This window comes from Actinoplanes sp. CA-131856 (assembly GCF_050956135.1).
Taxonomy (GTDB): domain Bacteria; phylum Actinomycetota; class Actinomycetes; order Mycobacteriales; family Micromonosporaceae; genus Actinoplanes.
The window spans coordinates 100,714-118,667 of the sequence record NZ_CP191849.1 but is presented as its reverse complement, the minus strand read 5'-3'; the positions used below and the strand labels follow the sequence as shown (position 1 = coordinate 118,667).

The following is a 17,954-nucleotide window of genomic DNA, read 5'->3' as shown; positions in this document are numbered from 1 at the left end:
TCCGACCGGCTGGTCAAGCGCTATCCGGACAGCCGATTGGGGGACATCGCCGGATGAGAAAGTTACCCGTTCGGGTGACCCATACCCATCAATATGAGGGGCCTCACCTCAAAATGAGGGGGGTAACTGGCGAGTAACTACTCCGACGGACGTGACCAGTACTCATCATCCGACGACGAAGGGGTCGCGCGCTTCCCCGACTCGGCCCCACTCGCCTCACCGGAAGGTCCGGAAGGAACGGTCCCGGCAGGATTCGGTACGACGGAACCAGCCACCCCGGAACCAGTTTCCCCCGGCACCGCCGAAACGCCCCCCGGCCCACCCGGCGCCGCCGACGCATTCGCGGCCGGCGAGACAGCGGGCGCAGCCGGAGCGAAGGGTGGGCCAGCGGAGACGGGGGAGGCAGTCCCTGCGGCAGCGGCCGGCTGGGCGGCGCTGGGCGCAGCGGAGCCAGGCATCGCGGGAACGGCCGGCTGGGCGGCCGTGGACGCAGCGGAGCCAGGCTCGGCGGCAGCGATCGACTGGGCAGGACTGGGCGCGGCGGAGCCGGGCGCGGGCGGCTGAGCGGGCGCGGTGAAGTCGGACGCCGTGGGCGTGGCAGCGCTGGGCGCGGCGGGCGCGGGATGCTGAGCGGGCGTGAAGGACGCTGTCGGCTGGGTGGGCGTCGCGGGTGGTGTGGGCTGGGTTGGTGCGCTGGCGGTGGGCTCGGTCGGGGGTGCGACGGTCGAAGGCTCTGTGGTGGGGGCCGGCGGGCGGGCGTATGGCGAGTCCGGGCCGCTTCCGTCTGTGGGGGCGGGAGCTGCGGGGTACTGCGGGTAGGGCGCCGCGGCGTACGGGCTGGAAGGGTTTGAAGCGTAAGGGGAACCGGGACCGTACGCACCGGGGTCGTAGGTCTGGCCGTACTGGGCCGGATGTCCCGGGTAAGGGGCTCCGTAGGCGGGTGGGTAGGCGCCCGGCGGGACGGCTGCGGCGGCCGGCTTGCGGAAGAACGCCCGGGGAGCCGTCAGGATCAGGACTCCGACGATCGCGTAGCCGAGGATCTGTGCGACCGAGAGGGCGGCGTTCGTTCCTACCCAGCCGCCGGGGTACGCCTCGGTCAGACGGGTGCCCAGTGAACCCGGGACCGCCTCGCCGCCTCCCTGCACCGCCACCGTCAGCGCGCTCGCGGCGCCGGCCAGGATGCCCAGGACGCAGGCCACCAGCGTGGTTATCCGGGCGGCGTTGCTGCCCCGGCGCAGGGCCAGGCCCAGCACCACGTACAGAGCGAAGATGATCACGGCCAGGGCCAGGGCCACGGCGGCGCCGAGCCAGACCACGGCCACGTAGTAGTCGAGGTCGGTGTCGCCCGTGAAGGACTGCAGCGGGCTGTCCGTGACGTCGCGGAAGCGGTCGATCGTTCCCGGCACGATGGCCAGGGTGGTGATCGCGTAGATCAGGCCGATCACGGCCATCACCCAGAGCAGGACAGCGGCCACCGTCACCGTGGGCGGCCGGCCCGAGGGCGAGGGCGGCGGCGCCATGGCGATCGGCGGCGGCTGGACTGGGTATGACATCGACGACTCCCCGCGGTGATCCGTTGGCCCGAACCTACCCGCGTGGAGCGTCAAACGGTGCGGAACCCGTCCAGCGGGACATCAAGGCTTCGGCGGCTGCGTACCGTCAGTGGGCGACTGCGTGCCCTCCGTGGGCGGCTGCTCGTCCTCCGGGCTTGACGGCTTCGGCTGCGCACCCCACGGCGGCGGCGGTGCACCCCATGACGGCTGGCTCCCACCCGGCGATTCCGGCCCGGCCGGCGGCGCCGGAGGCGGGGCGTACGGATCAGAGGCCGGCGGCGGCGCGTAAGGGTCAGCGGTCGTCGGCGGCGCGTAAGGGTCAGAAGTCGTCGGCGGCGCGTAAGGGTCAGAAGTCGTCGGCGGCGCGTAAGGGTCAGAAGCCGTCGGCGGCGCGGAGGCGTCAGAGGTCGTCGGCGGAGCCGAAGATCCGGCGGGCGGCGCGGAAGACCCCGGGCCCGACGGCGGCGCGTACGGATCGGAGGCACCCTGCGGCGCGGAGGGCTCCGACGGCGGCGCGTACGGATCGAAGGCACCCTGTGGCGCGGAGGGCTCCGACGGCGGCATAGAAGGACCGGAACCCGGCGGCGGCGTCGACGGGCCCGCCCCGGGGTAAGGCGGGAGGCCCGGAGCCGGCTGCCCCGGCTGGCCCTGCGGCGCCGGGTAGCCCTGAGGCGGATATCCCGGCGCCGGGTAGCCCTGAGTCGGCTGGCCCGGGTACGGCGGGTAGGGGTTCTGCTGCCCGTACACCGGATATTGCCCGCCCGGCTGCTGACCGGGATATGGCGGATATCCGACCGACGGATCCCAGCCCCCGGGCGGCTGCTTGCGGAAGAAGTCGTTGGAGGCCGGCAGCGCCAGCAAGATCACCGTGCCCAGGACGGCCAGCAAGGCGATCACCGTCAGGGCCGTGGTCGTCGGCGTGTACCAGGACGGCAGCGCGTCGTTGAGGCGCTGGTCGAGGTCGTCGTCCTGCCACGTGGAGCCGGTGTTGCCAGCCGACTCCATCGTGCTGACCAGGGCGTTCCCGCCCAGCCCGAAGCCGAGGCAGCAGATCGCGATGCCGCCGATCGCCCACGTGACGATGCGGGACGGGTTCTTGCCCTTGTTGTTGAAGAAGGCCAGCGCGGCGAAGCCGATGCCGATCAGCAGGTTGACGATGCCGCCGAAGACGAAGATGCCGGTCACGACGCCTTCGGCGCCCTCGGACTCGGTGCCGGCGTAGGCGTCGCGGACCGCGTCGGACATGCGGCCCGACACCGAGAACGTGAGGAACGCGCTGATCACCTGGATCGCCGCGACCAGGTAGAGCAGGTAGGACGCGACCGTCACGATGACCGGGCGCGGCCTTGGTGTGGGTGCCGGGTAGCTCGGAACGGTCACAATGCCCCCAAATTCTTGATCCACTCACGGTATCGGGCGGCCGCCATATTCGCGACAGTGGAGCGCAAGCCGCCAACCTGTGGCAGCATCGGGCGACGATGGACGAAATATCCGTAAATAGGTCGCTCGTTCAGGGGGCGACACGGGTCGATTCCGGCCCCTACACTTCCATCCGTGGCGCCGACGTGGCAGCAGAGACCTCCCGCGACGCCCCCTGCCCGGACGAGTCGCCCGCCCCAAAAGATGAGGGCCGAGGCAGACCGTCCTAGGGCACCTGTCCCATTACGCCGGCCGCGTGACCACACCGCGGCCGCCTCAGACCTGTTAAGGACCGGTGAGTCCCATGCCCCACGCCGACACCCTGGACGTCGTTCACCATGACGACACTCGGACCCGCTTCAAGGACGTGCGATATCAGCTCCACCGCGACGGCATCCGCATCTGGCCCGCCGAGGGCGGAGAGCAACTGGTCACGGACGTCCTGATGACCCAGGCCTACCGGCAGCGGACGGCCACCGACTAAAAAGCCGGCTGAAAAGAAGCCCCGGGGAGATCCCCGGGGCTTCTTGCTATCCGCGTGTGACCGCCAGGCCGTCCTTGGTCTCGAGCAGGTCGACCACGACCCGGTCACCGTCCCTGATCTCCCCGGCCAGCAGCGCCTTGGCCAGCGAGTCGCCGATCGCCGACTGCACGAGCCGCCGCAGCGGCCGCGCGCCGTAGATCGGGTCATAGCCGTGCTCGCCCAGCCACTCCACCGCCGGCCCGGTCACGTCGAGCGTCAGCCGCCGGTCGGCCAGCCGCGTCCGCAGGCGGCTGAGCTGGATGTCGACGATCGCGGCCAGATCGTCCTTGGTGAGCGCGTGGAACACCACGATGTCGTCGAGCCGGTTGAGGAACTCCGGCTTGAAGTGCGCCCGTACGACCGCGAGCACCTCGTCGCGCCGTTCCTCGTCACCCATCGTGAAGTCGGCCGTCTGCGAACCCAGGTTCGACGTCAGCACCAGGATCGCGTTGCGGAAGTCGACAGTGCGGCCCTGACCGTCGGTGAGCCGCCCGTCGTCGAGCACCTGCAACAGCACGTCGAAGACGTCCGGGTGGGCCTTTTCCACTTCATCGAGCAGGACCACGCTGTACGGGCGGCGGCGCACCGCCTCGGTGAGCTGCCCACCCTCCTCGTATCCGACGTAGCCGGGAGGGGCACCGACGAGCCGGGCCACCGAGTGCTTCTCGCCGTACTCGCTCATGTCGATGCGGACCATCGCCCGCTCGTCGTCGAACAGGAAGCCGGCCAGGGCCTTGGCCAGCTCGGTCTTGCCGACACCGGTCGGGCCGAGGAACAGGAAGCTGCCGGTCGGCCGGTCGGGGTCGGCGATGCCCGCCCGGGCCCGGCGCACCGCGCCCGCCACCGCGGCCACGGCCTCCTTCTGGCCGACCACCTTGTCGCGCAGCGACTCCTCCATGCGCAGGAGCTTGGCCGTCTCGCCCTCCATCATCCGGCCGGCCGGGATGCCGGTCCACGAGGAGATCACCTCGGCGATGTCGTCGGCGCCGACCTCCTCCTTGACCATCGGCGGCTCGGCCTTGGCCTCCTGCTCGTCGGCCTCGGACGCGGCCCGCAGCTCCTTCTCCAGGGCCGGGATCACCTCGTAGAGCAGCCGCGACGCCTCGAGCAGGTTGCCGTCACGCTGCGCCCGCTCCTGCGATGCCTTGGTCTCGTCGAGCCTCTTCTTGAGCTCGCCGACCCGGTTGAGGCCGCCGCGCTCGCGCTCCCAGCGGGCGTTGAGCGCGGTCAGCTCCTCCTCGCGGTCGGCCAGGTCGCGCTCAAGGCGTCCGAGGCGGTCGCGGGAGGCGGGGTCGGTCTCCTTCTCGAGGGCGAGCTTTTCCACACGCATGCGGTCGACCTGGCGCTGGAGCTGGTCGAGCTCGACCGGCTGGGAGTCGATCTCCATGCGGAGGCGGGAGGCGGCCTCGTCGATCAGGTCGATCGCCTTGTCGGGCAGGAAGCGGTCGCTGATGTAGCGGTCGGACAGCGAGGCCGCGGCCACCAGCGCCGCGTCGGTGATCTGCACCCGGTGGTGCGCCTCGTACCGGCCCTTGAGCCCGCGCAGGATGCCGATGGTGTCCTCGACGGTCGGCTCGCCGACCACCACCGGCTGGAAGCGCCGCTCGAGGGCCGGGTCCTTCTCGATGTGCTCGCGATATTCGTCGAGGGTGGTCGCGCCGACCATGCGCAGCTCGCCGCGGGCCAGCATCGGCTTGAGCATGTTGCCGGCGTCCATCGAGCCCTCGCCCTTGCCCGCGCCCACGACGGTGTGCAGCTCGTCGAGGAAGGTGACGACCTGGCCGTTGGAGTTGCGGATCTCCTCGAGGACGCTCTTGAGCCGCTCCTCGAACTGGCCGCGATATTGCGCGCCGGCCACCATGGCGCCGAGGTCGAGCGAGACCAGCTTCTTGTCGCGCAGCGTCTCGGGCACGTCGCCGGCCACGATGCGCTGGGCCAGGCCCTCGACGATGGCGGTCTTGCCGACGCCGGGCTCGCCGATCAGCACGGGGTTGTTCTTCGTACGCCGGGAGAGCACCTGCACGACGCGGCGGATCTCGGCGTCGCGGCCGATCACCGGGTCGATGCGGCCCTCGCGGGCCTGAGCGGTCAGGTCGACGCTGTATTTCTCCAGCGCCTTGTACGTGGACTCGGGATCGTTGTTGGTCACCCGCCGGTCGCCCCCACGCACCTGCGGGAACGCGGCGACCAGGGCCTCCTCGGTGGCGCCGACGTCCTTGAGGGCGCGGCCGACGGCGCCGCCCACGCGGGCCAGGCCGGCCAGCAGGTGCTCGGTCGAGACGTATTCGTCGCCCAGCGGCTGGGCGATCAGCTCGGCCTCGCCGATCGCGTTGACGAACTCACGCGACAGGCTGGGCTCGGCCGTGCTGGCGCCGCGGGCGGACGGAAGCTGCTCGACGGCACGGATCGCCACCCGGCGTACATCAGCGGGGTTGGCCCCCACCGCGCGCAGGAGAGCCGGCGCGGTCGACCCGCCGGTGTCGAGAAGAGAAAGCAGCATGTGCCACGGCTCCACGGTGGCGTGCCCGCGCCGGCCGGCGTCGGCGACCGCCCCCGTGATGACATCGCGGCTCTTGGTGGTGAGGCGTTCGGCGTTCATGCGCTCCCCTGAGAAACAAAGACTTGAGCGTAAGCCACTCAACTCTAGCGCGGCCCGCAAGTGATCGTCACCACGAGTGCCGGAGAACCGCACCCGAGGAGCCGTACCGTTGAGCAACGTGTCGAAACGCCTGTTCCCGCTTGCTCTGATCTTCGTAGCGGTCGGCATCTCGACCTCGTTCGTCGGGCCCTACCTCGCGCTGTTCCTCAGCGACGCCGTGCACGCCGGCCCGATCCGGACCACGGCCTTCCTGATCGCCGCACCGGTCGCCGGCGTTCTCGTGTCGTGGCTCATCGGCCGCGTCTCCGACCGCCGCCCGATCCGCCGCAAGCTCCTGATCATCGCGGCGCTGGCCGGTCTGGCCGGCGCCGCGCTCACCGCCGTCGTCCGGGACTACTGGCTTCTGCTCGCGCTCACCGTGACTCTCACGGCCCTGGCCGGGACCCTCTTTCCACAATCCTTCGCGTACGCCCGTCAGGTGCTCCAAACCGGCGATCCGAAGAAAGCGGCCCTCGGCATCAGCACCCTGCGGACGCTGTTCTCGGTGGCCTGGGTCGGAGGTCCGCCGCTGGCCGCGCTCGTGCTGGCCGGGCACGGCTTCGCGTGGACGTACGGGCTCGCCGCGATCATGTACGCGATCACCGCCCTGATCGTGATCCGCTGGCTGCCCGAGGTCCGCAAGCCCGCCACCGAGGGCGCCGGGGATCTCCCGGATGCGATCGCCCCGGTCCCGCCGCGGTCCACGCTCTTCCTGATCGTCGCCGGCTTCACCGTCGTGCAGACCGCGGGCACGCTGGCCGTGCAGGCGATGCCGCTCTACGTCAGCACCGATCTGGGCGGCTCGGTCCGCTCGGCCGGCCTGATCCTCGGCCTCTGCGCCGCTCTCGAGATCCCGCTGATGCTGGGCTTCGGGGTGCTCACCACCCGGGTGCCGTCGCGGACGCTGATCCTGATCGGCGTGTGCTGCGCGATCGGCTATCACGCGGTCGCGGCCGGCGCGGGCTCGATCTGGGTGCTGGCCGCGGCCCAGCCGCTCAACGCGGCCGCCATCGCGGCCATCAGCGGGCTCGGCATCTCGTACATGCAGGACCTCATGCCGGGTCACCCGGGCCGCGCCACCACGATGATCACCAACACCTTCACGACCGGCCAGATCCTCGCGGCTCCGGCGTTCGGCCTGGCCCAGGCGTACGGCTTCCGTCTGGCGTACGCCATGAACCTCGTTCTTTGCGCCCTTGGCCTGGTCCTTCTGATCAGCGCGCGGCGTGCCCACCCGGTCACACCGAAACAGGAGGCCAACGCGCTGTTAACGTTGTGATCGTGCGCGTACGGGTGGAACAGACTCCTCTGCCGGGTATAGGTGTCCGACACGATCTCGTGACGTCCTCGGGGCGGACGGTCGGCGTGGTGTCGCATCGCAACGGCCGGCGCGATCTGGTCCTCTACGACGTCGACGATCCCGACGCGTGCCTGGCCTCGATCCCGCTCACCGACGACGAGGCCGAGGCCCTGGCCGACGTGCTCGGCGCCTCCCTCATGCTCGGCCAGCTCGCCGGCCTGCGCCAACAGGCCGCCGGCCTGCTCACCGAGCAGATCGGGCTGGGCGCCGGCTCGCCGTTCGTGGGCCGCAAGCTGGGCGACACCCGCGCCCGCACCCGCACCGGCGCCTCCATCGTCGCGGTCATGCGTGACCGCGAGGTGATCGCCTCGCCGGGCCCGTCATTCGTCTTCGAGCCCAACGACGTGGTCGTGGCCGTCGGCACCCGCGAGGGCCTGGACGGCGTCACCGCCATCCTGGCCGGCGACGACGACGGCTAGGCAAGGGCGTGCACGACACCACCATCCTGCTCATCGAGGTAGGAGCGCTGCTCTTCGCGCTCGGGATGCTCGGCCGGTTGGGTCGCCGGATCGGCCTGTCGCCGATTCCGCTCTACCTGCTGGCCGGTCTCGCCTTCGGGCACGGCGGCCTGGTGCCGCTTTCCGCCAGCGAGGAGTTCATCGAGGTCGGCGCGGCCATCGGCGTCATCCTGCTGCTGGTCATGCTGGGTCTGGAGTACTCGGCGGGCGAGCTGGTCGGCAACCTGCGCGCGGCCGCGCCCGCGGGCGTGATCGACGCGCTGCTCAACGCCCTGCCCGGCGCCGGCTTCGCCCTGCTCATGGGCTGGGACTGGCGGGCCGCGCTGGTGCTCGCGGGCATCACGTGGGTCTCGTCCTCGGGCGTGATCGCCAAGGTGCTGGGCGACCTGGGCCGGCTCGGTAACCGCGAGACCCCGGTGATCCTCTCGGTGCTGGTCATCGAGGACCTGGCCATGGCCTTCTACCTGCCCCTGGTCACGGCCGTGCTGGCCGGTGTGGGCCTGATCGGCGGGGCCAAGGCGCTGGGCGTCGCGGTGGTCACGGTGGTCGCGGTCCTGGTCGTGGCCATCCGGTACGGCAAGCAGATCAGCACCCTGATCTCGGCCCAGGACGCCGAGGCGCTGCTGCTCGGCGTGCTCGGCCTGACCCTGTTCGTGGCCGGCGTGGCCGAGGAGCTGAAGGTCTCGTCGGCGGTCGGCGCGTTCCTGGTCGGCATCGCGATCTCCGGCCCGGTCGCGCACCACGCGACGCAGATGCTGTCGCCGCTGCGCGACCTGTTCGCGGCGGTCTTCTTCGTCTTCTTCGGGCTCTCCACCGACCCGGCCGAGATCCCGCCGGTGCTGCTGCCGGCGCTCGGCCTGGCCGTGCTGACCATGGCGACCAAGGTGGTCACCGGCTATCTGGCGGCCCGGCGGGTGGGCATCGCCCTGCCCGGACGGCTGCGGGCCGGCCTGGCCCTGATGCCGCGCGGCGAGTTCTCGATCGTTATCGCCGGTCTGGCCGTGGCCTCGGGCGTCGAGCCCCGGCTGGCTCCGCTCGCGACCGCCTACGTATTGATCACGGTGGTCACCGGGCCACTTCTCGCGCGCTTGCCCGATTACCAGTGGTTCAAGAATTTTGTCCGGCGCCGCATGCACCCTCAGCAGGCCCCGGTGCTCAAAGCTACTGACTAGTATCCGATTGTGACGCCCTGACACTTCCGTAGGACATCGCTGGCGCGCTACCGTTCCGCTCCGACAACTACGTGTTATCGGGACTTTCTGGCAGGCGGCGGCGTGACAGTGCGTGAGTCGACTTTCTTCGGATTCGCCAATCCGGTCGATCCTCGGCCGGAGGAGCTTCAGGCGTGGGCCTACCATCCTGACGCCGTGCCCCTGAACTCGATGCCGCCCGACTGGGACCTGCTCATCTCCGGCGACGTCCTCGCCCCGGTCCTGTTCGAGCTGGCCATGGACAGGCAGTGCCCGGCCCGGCGCTTCGCCCAGCACTGCATGTACATCTACGCCGCCGACGGCGTCCGGCAGAACGCGACCGGCCAGCGCAAACGCCGCCTCAAGAAATTCATCGAGCGCGCCGACGAGATCGGCGACGAGCCGATGCAGACCTGGGCCCACAACTGCCGTGTGCTGATGAGCCGGCCCGAGATCTTCGACTACTCCGACTGGATCGAGGGCGGCCTGGTCCGCCAGCCCCGGCGCCTGGGTCTCTACAACAGGCGCTGAGGCGGCCTTTCAACAGACCGCCTCACACACCTACCGGTCGGGCGCCCGGCGCGGGCGCCAGACCACCAGAGCCGTCGACGGCCGCTCCTGGCGCACCAGGTCGCGACGGCCGTACGGGCTCTCCATCTGGGCGATCCGGTCGTACGCCGCGGTGAGCTCCTGCTCCAGCTCCTGCACCCGTTGTTGCAGGTCGCCCACGAGCTGCTCGAGCCCGATGATCCGCTTCACGCCGGCCAGGTTGACGCCGTCCTCCTGGCTGAGCCTCTGCACCTCACGCAGCAACGCGACGTCCCGCTCGCTGTACCGGCGACCGCCGCCGCCGGCCCGGCCCGGCTGCACCAGGCCGAGCCGGTCGTACTGCCGCAGCGTCTGCGGGTGCATCCCGGCCAGTCGAGCCGCGACCGAGATGATCAGAACCTTCGCGTCGGAGGCCTGCTCGACCGAGATGCTGATCTCCTCATGCATGTGCCACCTCCTTCAACGGGTCCTAGCTGCCCCGGCGAACCCGGGCCTCGAGCCGCTCCCGCCCGGCGGGCGGGGTCAGCTTGGCGAAACGCTCGAGCGCGTCCCGGGCTTCCCCGGTCACCTCGCTCGGCACCTGCACATCGACGGTGACGATGAGGTCGCCCGGCGGTCCGCTCTTGCGGGCCACGCCCTTGCCCCGCGCCCTCAGCTTCCGGCCGCTCGGCGTGCCGGGCGGCACCCTCATGGTGACGGGTCCGTCCAGAGTCGGCACTCGCAGATCGGTGCCGAGAACCGCCTCGGCGATGCTGATCGGCACCGACAGCGTGAGGTCGTCACCCGTACGACCGAAAATCTCGTCCGGTCGCACCTGGACCTGCACGTAGAGATCGCCCGCCGGTCCGCCCCGGTCGCCCGGCTCGCCCCGGCCGCTGAGCCGGATGCGCTGGCCGTCGGCCACGCCCGCCGGGAAGCGGACGTTTATCGTGCGGGCCTTGGTGACCCCGCCCGTGCCCCGGCACTCCGGGCACTTCTCGTCGACGATCGTGCCCGCGCCCTGGCACTCGCGGCACGGCTCGGAGAAGCTGAACGATCCCTGGTTACGCGAGATCAGGCCGCTGCCCGCGCACTGCGGACAGGTCCGCGGTGAGGTGCCCGGCTTGGCCCCGCTGCCATGACAGGTGTCGCACTCGCCCGCCGAGCGCAGCGTCAACGGCAGCGTCGTGCCGCGGACCGCCTGGGCGAACTCGAGCGTCACCTCGGTCTCGACATCACGACCGCGTCGCGGTCCTCGTCGGGCGGCGCCACCACCAGGCCCACCGCCCGAGAATATCGAGCTGAATATGTCCGAGAAACCGGCGCCGCCGAACCGGCGGTCACCCGCGGCGCCGCCACCGGCCGCGCCCGCGTTGCTGAACCCGCCGAACAGGTCGGACGGGTCGAACTGACCACCGCCGCCGGAACGGGCGCCCCGGCGGAAGGCGCCGGAGCCGAACAGCGAGCGCATCTCGTCGTACTCTTTGCGCTTCTTGTCGTCCGAGAGCACGTCGTACGCCTCGGAAGCGGCCTTGAACTTCTCCTCCGCCTCCTTGTTACCGGGGTTGCGGTCGGGATGCAGGTCCCGGGCGAGCTTCCGGTAGGCCTTCTTGATCTCGTCGGTCGGAGCGGACTTGGGCACGCCGAGAACGGCATAGAAGTCCTTTTCGAGCCAGTCCTTCGAGCTCATCCCGCCTCCCCCCTCCTACGGGCAGGTCCCGCCCACCGCGGCGCGGTGGGCGGGACGAACATCTGTGAGATCACTCCGGGTCGGCCACCGCGACCAGGGCCGGCCGCAGCAGCCGCTCGCCGAGCGTGTAGCCCCGGCGCATGACCTCGACGCAGGTCGGCTCCGTGACGTCCGGGGACGTCTGGTGCGCGACCGCCTCGTGACGGTTGGGGTCGAACGAGTCGCCCTTCTCGCCGAAGGCGGCCAGGCCGAGCTTGCCGGTCGCCGCGATCAGCGACTCGGCCACCGAGGCGAACGGGCCGACCAGGTCGCCGTGCTCGCGCGCCCGGTCGATGTCGTCCAGCACCGGGAGCAGCGCGGTCAGCACCGCACCGGTGGTCTGCTCGGCCGCCGCACCCCGGTCGCGGTCGACCCGCTTGCGGTAGTTGGCGTACTCCGCGGTCACGCGCTGCAGGTCGTGGGTCCGCTCCTCCAGGTCGTTCCGCAGGGCCTCCAGCTCGGCGCCGAGGCCGGGCTTGGTCTCCTCCGGCTCGGCGGCCGCGGCGGCCGCCGGCTCCGGAGTCTCCTCGGCGTCGTCGGCCCGATGGGCACCGACCGAGGCCGTGCCCTTCGCCGATTTGTCGCCCTTCGGATCGATCTTGCGGCGGTCCCGGATGACGACCCGCTCGGTCGCCTGACCGTCGTTCTCGTCGTCCGTGCCAGTCACTTCTTGTCGTCCTCCACGATCTCGGCGTCCACGACGTCGTCGGCGCCGCCCGCGGTGGGGCCGGCCGAACCGGTCGTGGCGCCACCCGGAGCGGCACCCGGCGCACCGGGGTCGCCCGCGGCACCGGCGCCGGCGGCGGCCTGAGCGGCGTCACCCTGCGAGTAGAGCGCCGAGCCGGCCTCCTGCGAGACCTGCGAGAGACGCTCGTGAGCGGCCTTGATCTTCTCGATGTCGGTGCCGCCCAGCGCGCCGCGGAGCTCGCCCAGCGCCTCGCCGATCTTGGTCTTGCTGTCCTCGGGCAGCTTGTCGCCGCTCTCGGCCAGGAACTTCTCGGTCTGCCACTGGAGCTGCTCGGCCAGGTTGCGGGCCTCGGCGTCCTCGCGGCGCTTCTTGTCGTCGTCCGCGTGGTCCTGGGCGTCGCGCATCATGCGCTCGATGTCGTCCTTCGGCAGCGCGGAGCCACCGGTGATCGTCATCTTCTGCTCCTTGCCCGTGCCCAGGTCCTTGGCGGACACGTGCACGATGCCGTTCGCGTCGATGTCGAAGGAGACCTCGATCTGCGGTACGCCACGGGGAGCCGGCGCGATGCCGCTGAGCTCGAAGGTGCCGAGCTTCTTGTTGTACGCGGCCATCTCGCGCTCGCCCTGGAAGACCTGGATCAGCACGGACGGCTGGTTGTCCTCGGCCGTCGTGTAGACCTCGGAGCGGTGCGCCGGGATGGTGGTGTTGCGCTCCACCAGCTTGTGCATGATGCCGCCCTTGGTCTCGATGCCCAGCGAGAGCGGGGTGACATCGAGCAGCAGGACGTCCTTGACCTCACCCTTGAGCACACCGGCCTGCAGGGCGGCGCCGACGGCGACGACCTCGTCCGGGTTGACGCCCTTGTTGGGGTCCTTGCCGGTCATGCTCTTGACCAGCTCGGCCACGGCGGGCATGCGGGTCGAGCCGCCGACCAGGATGACGTGGTCGATGTCGGAGAGCTTGACGTCGGCGTCCTTGATGGCGGACTCGAACGGGCCCTTGCAGCGGTCGAGCAGGTCCTGCGTCATGCGCTGGAACTCGGAGCGCGACAGCGACATGTCCAGGTGCAGCGGACCGTCGGGGCCGGCCGTGATGTACGGCAGGTTGATGCTGGTGGTGGTCGCGGCGGACAGCTCGATCTTCGCCTTCTCGGCGGCCTCGCGCAGACGTTGGAGGGCCATCTTGTCCGAGCCGAGGTCGATGCCGTGCTCACCGCGGAACGTCTTGACCAGGTGGTCGATGATCCGCTGGTCCCAGTCGTCGCCACCCAGGTGGTTGTCACCGGAGGTCGACTTCACCTCGATGACGCCGTCGCCCAGCTCGAGCAGGGAGACGTCGAAGGTGCCGCCGCCGAGGTCGAAGACCAGGACGGTCTGCTCCTTGGAGCCCTTGTCGAGCCCGTACGCCAGAGCGGCGGCGGTGGGCTCGTTGACGATCCGCAGGACGTTGAGGCCGGCGATCTCGCCCGCCTCCTTGGTGGCCTGGCGCTGCGCGTCGTTGAAGTACGCCGGCACGGTGATGACCGCGTCGGTGACCGTCTCACCGAGGTACGCCTCGGAGTCGCGCTTCAGCTTCATCAGGACCCGCGCCGAGATCTCCTGCGGGGTGTACTTCTTGCCGTCGATGTCGATCGACCAGTTGGTGCCGACCTCCCGCTTGACCGAACGGATGGTCCGGTCGGGGTTGGTCACCGCCTGGCGCTTGGCGACCTCACCCACGAGCACCTCGCCGTTGCGGGCGAAGGCGACGATGGACGGGGTCGTCCGGGAGCCCTCCGCGTTGGCGATGACGGTGGGCTCGCCTCCTTCCAGAACGCTGACGCAGGAGTTCGTGGTGCCGAGGTCGATGCCGACCGCACGTGCCATGGTGTTCCTCGCTTCTTACAGAGCTCGGTTCTTAACAAGGTTGAGTGGAACCGACTCAATGATGCCACGGGCGCGCCCAACGTCAAATCGAAGTTGAGTCTCACGGGCGCAACTACGATGCTCGCACACGCGCTCCAGCACTTCGGTAGATACCTGTCCGGTCACGGCATACCGGTACCTGTTGTTCTGTCTGCATAGATCGGGCACTCTTTACCCGTGACGACGCACGGTGAGGCGGTCGGTCCGTCGGCCCTGTCCGCCGTGCCCGGCGCCACGCTCCCATCCTCGAGCACGGCGACAGACGCGCAGGCCAGCGCTGTTCCTGCCGATGCCGCGGATCACTCTGATCGTACGGAAACCGTCGTGTCCCGTCAGCCACATCCGGAACCCGCCGAGGAGCCGGCGACGCCCGCGACCCCGGCGGCTTCGACGACGCCCGCGGACCCGGAGAAGCCCGTGCCGCCCGCGGCCCCTGCGGCTTCCGCATCACCCGCAGCTCCCGCTGCTCCCGCAGCTCCCGCTGCTCCCGCGGCTCCCGCGGCTCCCGCATCACCCGCGGCCGAGGAACCGCCGGCCGTCGAGCTGCCGCCGGCTGTGGCGAAGCTCGCGAAGGCCCTGGCGCGGTTGCGCGCCGCGATCGACGCCGCCGCGTACCCCCTGATCATGCCGTCGGCCGACGACGCGAAACGGGTCGGCGCCGCCCTCGTGGCCCAGCTCGACGACTATCTGCTCCCCCGGCTCACCCGGCTCGACGCGCCGCTGCTGGTGGTCGTCGGCGGCTCCACCGGCGCCGGCAAGTCGACGCTGGTCAACAGCATCGTCCGGGCCCCGGTCAGCGCGGCCGGCGTGCTGCGCCCGACCACCCGCTCCCCGGTGCTGGTGAGCAACCCCGGCGACCAGCCCTGGTTCCAGCAGGGCCAGCTGCTGCCCGGCCTCGTGCGCACCCGCGAGTCGAGCACCGACGCGCGCACCCTCCAGCTCGTCTCGGCCCCCGGCCTCGGCGCCGGCCTGGCCTTCCTCGACGCCCCCGACATCGACTCGGTCGTCGACCTCAACCGCAAGCTGGCCGCGCAGCTGCTGGCGGCGGCCGACCTGTGGCTGTTCGTCACCACGGCCGCCCGCTACGCCGACGCCGTGCCCTGGGAACTGCTGACCACCGCCCGCCTGCGCGGCACGGTGATCGCCCTGGTCCTCGACCGGGTGCCGCCCGAGGCGGCGGGCGAGGTCGCCACCCACCTGAGCGACATGCTGTCCGTGCGCGACCTCGGCGGCGCCCCCTTGTTCGTGCTGCCCGAGACCAGGCTCGACGGCCAGGGCCTGATCCCCGAGGACGTGATCCGGCCCCTGCACGACTGGTTCGGCCAGCTCGCAGCCGACGCGAGCGCCCGCGGCGCGGTGGTGCGCCAGACGCTCGACGGCGCGCTGACCGCGCTCGGCCCGGCCGTCGAGGGCCTCGCCGAGGCGGCCGAGGAGCAGACCCGGGCGGCCAAGGCGCTCGACGACCGGGTCGACGCCGCCTATCGCAACGCCCGGCAGACGATGACCGACGGCCTGCGCGACGGCCGGCTGCTGCGCGGCGAGGTGCTGGCCCGCTGGCAGGAGTTCGTCGGCACCGGCGAGTTCCTCAAGACGCTCGAGAACAAGGTCGGGCAGCTGCGCGACAAGCTCGTCTCGGCGCTCACCGGCCGCCCGCTGCCCGGGCGCAACCTCCAGGCCGCGCTCGAGTCCCAGCTGGTCACCCTGCTGCGGGCGATCGCGGCCGACGCCGCCGAGCAGGCGTACGCGGCCTGGCAGGCCCATCCGGCCGGTGCCGCCCTGCTCGAGCCCGGCCTCCAGCGCACGTCGGCCGATCTGCCCGAGAGGGCCGAGCGCCTGGTCCGCGACTGGCAGGAGTGGGTGCTCGGACTGGTCCGCACCGAGGGGGCGGAAAAGAGGGTGGTCGCGCGCGGCGCGGCGTACGCGGTTAACGGCGCCGGCCTGGCCGTGATGATCGCCGTCTTCACCACCACCGCCTTCATCCCGACCGGGCTCGAGGTGGCCAGCGGCGCCGCCACCACCGTCGCCGCGCAGAAGGTGCTCGAGGCGATCTTCGGAGACCAGGCCATCCGTACGCTGGCCACGCAGGCCCGCGAAGACCTCATGATCCGCGTCGGCGAGTTGCTCGACCAGGAGGCGGCCCGCTTCAGCGACCGGCTCACCGAGGCCGGGCTGTCCACCGAACCGGGCGCGGAGCTTCGCTCGGCGGCGGCCGAGGTGGAGGATGCCCGTAAGGAGCTCGCGTTGACCGGGAGCGCGTCATGAGCCTGGTGGAGAAGGTGCGAGGCGCACACAGCATGGATGACGGCCGGGTCGACCCCGACCGGCTCGTCCAGCGGCTCGAGGCGCTGGGACGCTTCGTGCGGCTGGTCGACCCCTACCTGCCCGACAGCGAACTGGTCGCGGCGCACACCCTGATCGAGCGGGCCGGCAACCGGCTGTCGCTCTCCCGCGACCACACCGTTGTCGCCCTCGCCGGCAGCACCGGCAGCGGCAAGTCCAGCCTGTTCAACGCGCTGGCCCGGCTCAAGCTGTCGCCGGTCGGCGTGCGCCGGCCGACCACCGGCGTCGCCCACGCCTGCGTGTGGGGCCCGCTCGAGCCGGCCAACCGGCTCCTCGACTGGGTCGGCGTGCTGCCACGGCACCGCTTCATCCGCGAGAGCGCCCTCGACGGCGACGACGAGGCCGCCCTGCGCGGCCTGGTCCTGCTCGACCTGCCCGACTTCGACTCGGTCGAGCGCGGGCACCGGCTCGAGGTCGACCGCCTGCTCGGCCTGGTCGACCAGATCGTCTGGGTGGTCGATCCGCAGAAATACGGCGACCGCATCCTCCACCAGGCCTATCTCTCCCAGTTCCGCTCCCACGCGGACGTGACGGTCGTCGTGCTCAACCAGGCCGACCGGCTGTCCACGCAGGACACCGAGCTGGTGCTGACCGACCTCAAGCGGCTGCTCGACGACGACGGCCTCGGCGGGGCGCCGGTGCTGGCCACCTCGGCCAAGCAGCCCGGCATGCTGTCCGACCTGCGCGCGGCCCTGGAGACCACGGTCGCCAGCAAGCAGGCCGCGCTGCGCCGGGTCGCCGCCGACGTCGACGCGGTCAGCCGGCCGCTGATGGCGATGATCGGGCCGCCGGCGGCCGAGGACGAGGTCGACCGGGCCACCGTCCGCCAGCTCACCGAGTCGCTCGCGGCCTCGGCCGGCGTGGGCGCGGCGGCCGACGCCGCGGCCGCGGCCTATCGGCATCGCGCCGCCGCCGCCACCGGCTGGCCCCTGGTCCGCGGGCTGCGCAAGCTGCGGCCCGACCCGCTCAAGAGGCTCCACATCGGCGCCGAGGCCGAACCGGACGCGGTCTCCACCGACATCGTGCCCCGCACGTCGCTGCCCGAGGCCGACGCGGCCCAGAAGTCGGCGGTGGGGCTGTCGGTGCGCGCGGTCGCCACCCGGGCCGCCGCCCCGCTGCCCGAAGTGTGGACACCGGCGCTGAACAACGCCGCCCGCTCGCGCGCGGCCGACCTGCCCGACGCGCTCGACCGCGCGGTCGGCAAGACCAAGCTGGGCATGGAGAAGACCCCACTGTGGTGGCGCGCCGTCGGCGCGCTGCAACTGCTGCTGGTGGGCGCGGCCATCGTGGGGCTGGGCTGGCTTCTGGCCGGCTACGGGGTACGTGTCCTCGGCCTGCCCGAGCTGAACAATCCGCAGATCGGAGCGGTTCCGATGCCGACCGTTCTGCTGCTCGGCGGGCTGCTGGCCGGCGTTCTGCTGTGGCTGGTGCTCAAGCCGATCGTCGAGTGGGGATCGCGGCGCGCCCGGAAGAAGGCCGAGCAGCGACTCCGGCAGTCGATCACCGAGGTCGCCCGGGAGTATGTGGTCGCGCCGGTCCGTGAGGTGCTCAACGCGTACGCACAAGCGCGTGAAGCTCTCACCGCGGTGCGTTCCGAGTAACGCGTGTGGCGCCGGTCACGGGT

General features: G+C 71.3%; 14 protein-coding genes. 7 read left to right on the top strand and 7 right to left on the bottom strand.

Features of this window, described 5'->3' with window-relative positions; genetic code table 11:
- Positions 1 to 137 precede the first annotated feature (137 nt).
- Together ACQP2X_RS00560 and ACQP2X_RS00555 are read right to left on the bottom strand one after the other, a co-directional pair.
- On the bottom strand, positions 138 to 1,553 hold the full coding sequence (locus ACQP2X_RS00560) for a hypothetical protein (protein WP_498693615.1): 1,416 nt from the start codon (positions 1,551 to 1,553) through the stop codon (positions 138 to 140).
- An 81-nt stretch (positions 1,554 to 1,634) separates the two neighbouring features.
- Positions 1,635 to 2,933 (bottom strand): hypothetical protein, encoded by a 1,299-nt coding sequence (locus ACQP2X_RS00555; protein WP_498693613.1) that lies wholly within the window; start codon positions 2,931 to 2,933, stop codon positions 1,635 to 1,637.
- A gap of 343 nt (positions 2,934 to 3,276) precedes the next feature.
- Here ACQP2X_RS00555 and ACQP2X_RS00550 point away from each other — a divergent pair, with 343 nt between their 5' ends.
- Complete coding sequence (locus ACQP2X_RS00550) at positions 3,277 to 3,456, top strand: hypothetical protein (RefSeq protein WP_203774155.1); 180 nt, start codon at positions 3,277 to 3,279, stop codon at positions 3,454 to 3,456.
- 46 nt (positions 3,457 to 3,502) lie between these two features.
- Here ACQP2X_RS00550 and clpB read toward each other — a convergent pair whose 3' ends face one another.
- A complete protein-coding gene (gene clpB / locus ACQP2X_RS00545) occupies positions 3,503 to 6,094 on the bottom strand; it encodes an ATP-dependent chaperone ClpB (RefSeq protein WP_498693611.1) in 2,592 nt (863 codons plus the stop codon).
- Between the two features lie 118 nt (positions 6,095 to 6,212).
- Between clpB and ACQP2X_RS00540 the strand changes: the two genes are divergently transcribed.
- The 4 genes from ACQP2X_RS00540 to ACQP2X_RS00525 all read left to right on the top strand — a co-directional run bounded on the left by ACQP2X_RS00540 (position 6,213) and on the right by ACQP2X_RS00525 (position 9,672).
- Entirely contained in the window at positions 6,213 to 7,412 is a 1,200-nt protein-coding gene (locus ACQP2X_RS00540; RefSeq protein WP_498693609.1) for a sugar efflux transporter, read from the top strand.
- Positions 7,413 to 7,414: 2 nt separating this feature from the next.
- Positions 7,415 to 7,912 (top strand): cation:proton antiporter regulatory subunit, encoded by a 498-nt coding sequence (locus ACQP2X_RS00535; protein ID WP_498656251.1) that lies wholly within the window; start codon positions 7,415 to 7,417, stop codon positions 7,910 to 7,912.
- Positions 7,913 to 7,920: 8 nt separating this feature from the next.
- Entirely contained in the window at positions 7,921 to 9,123 is a 1,203-nt protein-coding gene (locus ACQP2X_RS00530; RefSeq protein WP_097326933.1) for a cation:proton antiporter, read from the top strand.
- 102 nt (positions 9,124 to 9,225) lie between these two features.
- On the top strand, positions 9,226 to 9,672 hold the full coding sequence (locus ACQP2X_RS00525) for a hypothetical protein (protein WP_498656249.1): 447 nt from the start codon (positions 9,226 to 9,228) through the stop codon (positions 9,670 to 9,672).
- A gap of 30 nt (positions 9,673 to 9,702) precedes the next feature.
- Here ACQP2X_RS00525 and ACQP2X_RS00520 read toward each other — a convergent pair whose 3' ends face one another.
- The 4 genes from ACQP2X_RS00520 to dnaK form a co-directional block, all read right to left on the bottom strand.
- Positions 9,703 to 10,137 (bottom strand): heat shock protein transcriptional repressor HspR, encoded by a 435-nt coding sequence (locus tag ACQP2X_RS00520; RefSeq protein WP_097326931.1) that lies wholly within the window; start codon positions 10,135 to 10,137, stop codon positions 9,703 to 9,705.
- Positions 10,138 to 10,159: 22 nt separating this feature from the next.
- On the bottom strand, positions 10,160 to 11,359 hold the full coding sequence (dnaJ, locus tag ACQP2X_RS00515) for a molecular chaperone DnaJ (RefSeq protein ID WP_097326930.1): 1,200 nt from the start codon (positions 11,357 to 11,359) through the stop codon (positions 10,160 to 10,162).
- Between the two features lie 70 nt (positions 11,360 to 11,429).
- The gene (gene grpE, locus ACQP2X_RS00510) at positions 11,430 to 12,065 is read right to left on the bottom strand and encodes a nucleotide exchange factor GrpE (protein WP_498693608.1); all 636 of its coding nucleotides are present in this window, start codon (positions 12,063 to 12,065) and stop codon (positions 11,430 to 11,432) included.
- A complete protein-coding gene (gene dnaK, locus ACQP2X_RS00505) occupies positions 12,062 to 13,951 on the bottom strand; it encodes a molecular chaperone DnaK (RefSeq protein WP_498693606.1) in 1,890 nt (629 codons plus the stop codon). Before dnaK ends, grpE begins: the two co-directional genes overlap by 4 nt.
- Before the next feature lie 594 nt (positions 13,952 to 14,545).
- Here dnaK and ACQP2X_RS00500 point away from each other — a divergent pair.
- Together ACQP2X_RS00500 and ACQP2X_RS00495 are read left to right on the top strand one after the other, a co-directional pair.
- Positions 14,546 to 16,252 (top strand): GTPase domain-containing protein, encoded by a 1,707-nt coding sequence (locus tag ACQP2X_RS00500; RefSeq protein ID WP_498693605.1) that lies wholly within the window; start codon positions 14,546 to 14,548, stop codon positions 16,250 to 16,252.
- A complete protein-coding gene (locus ACQP2X_RS00495) occupies positions 16,249 to 17,931 on the top strand; it encodes a GTPase (RefSeq protein ID WP_498693603.1) in 1,683 nt (560 codons plus the stop codon). Before ACQP2X_RS00500 ends, ACQP2X_RS00495 begins: the two co-directional genes overlap by 4 nt.
- Positions 17,932 to 17,954 lie beyond the last annotated feature (23 nt).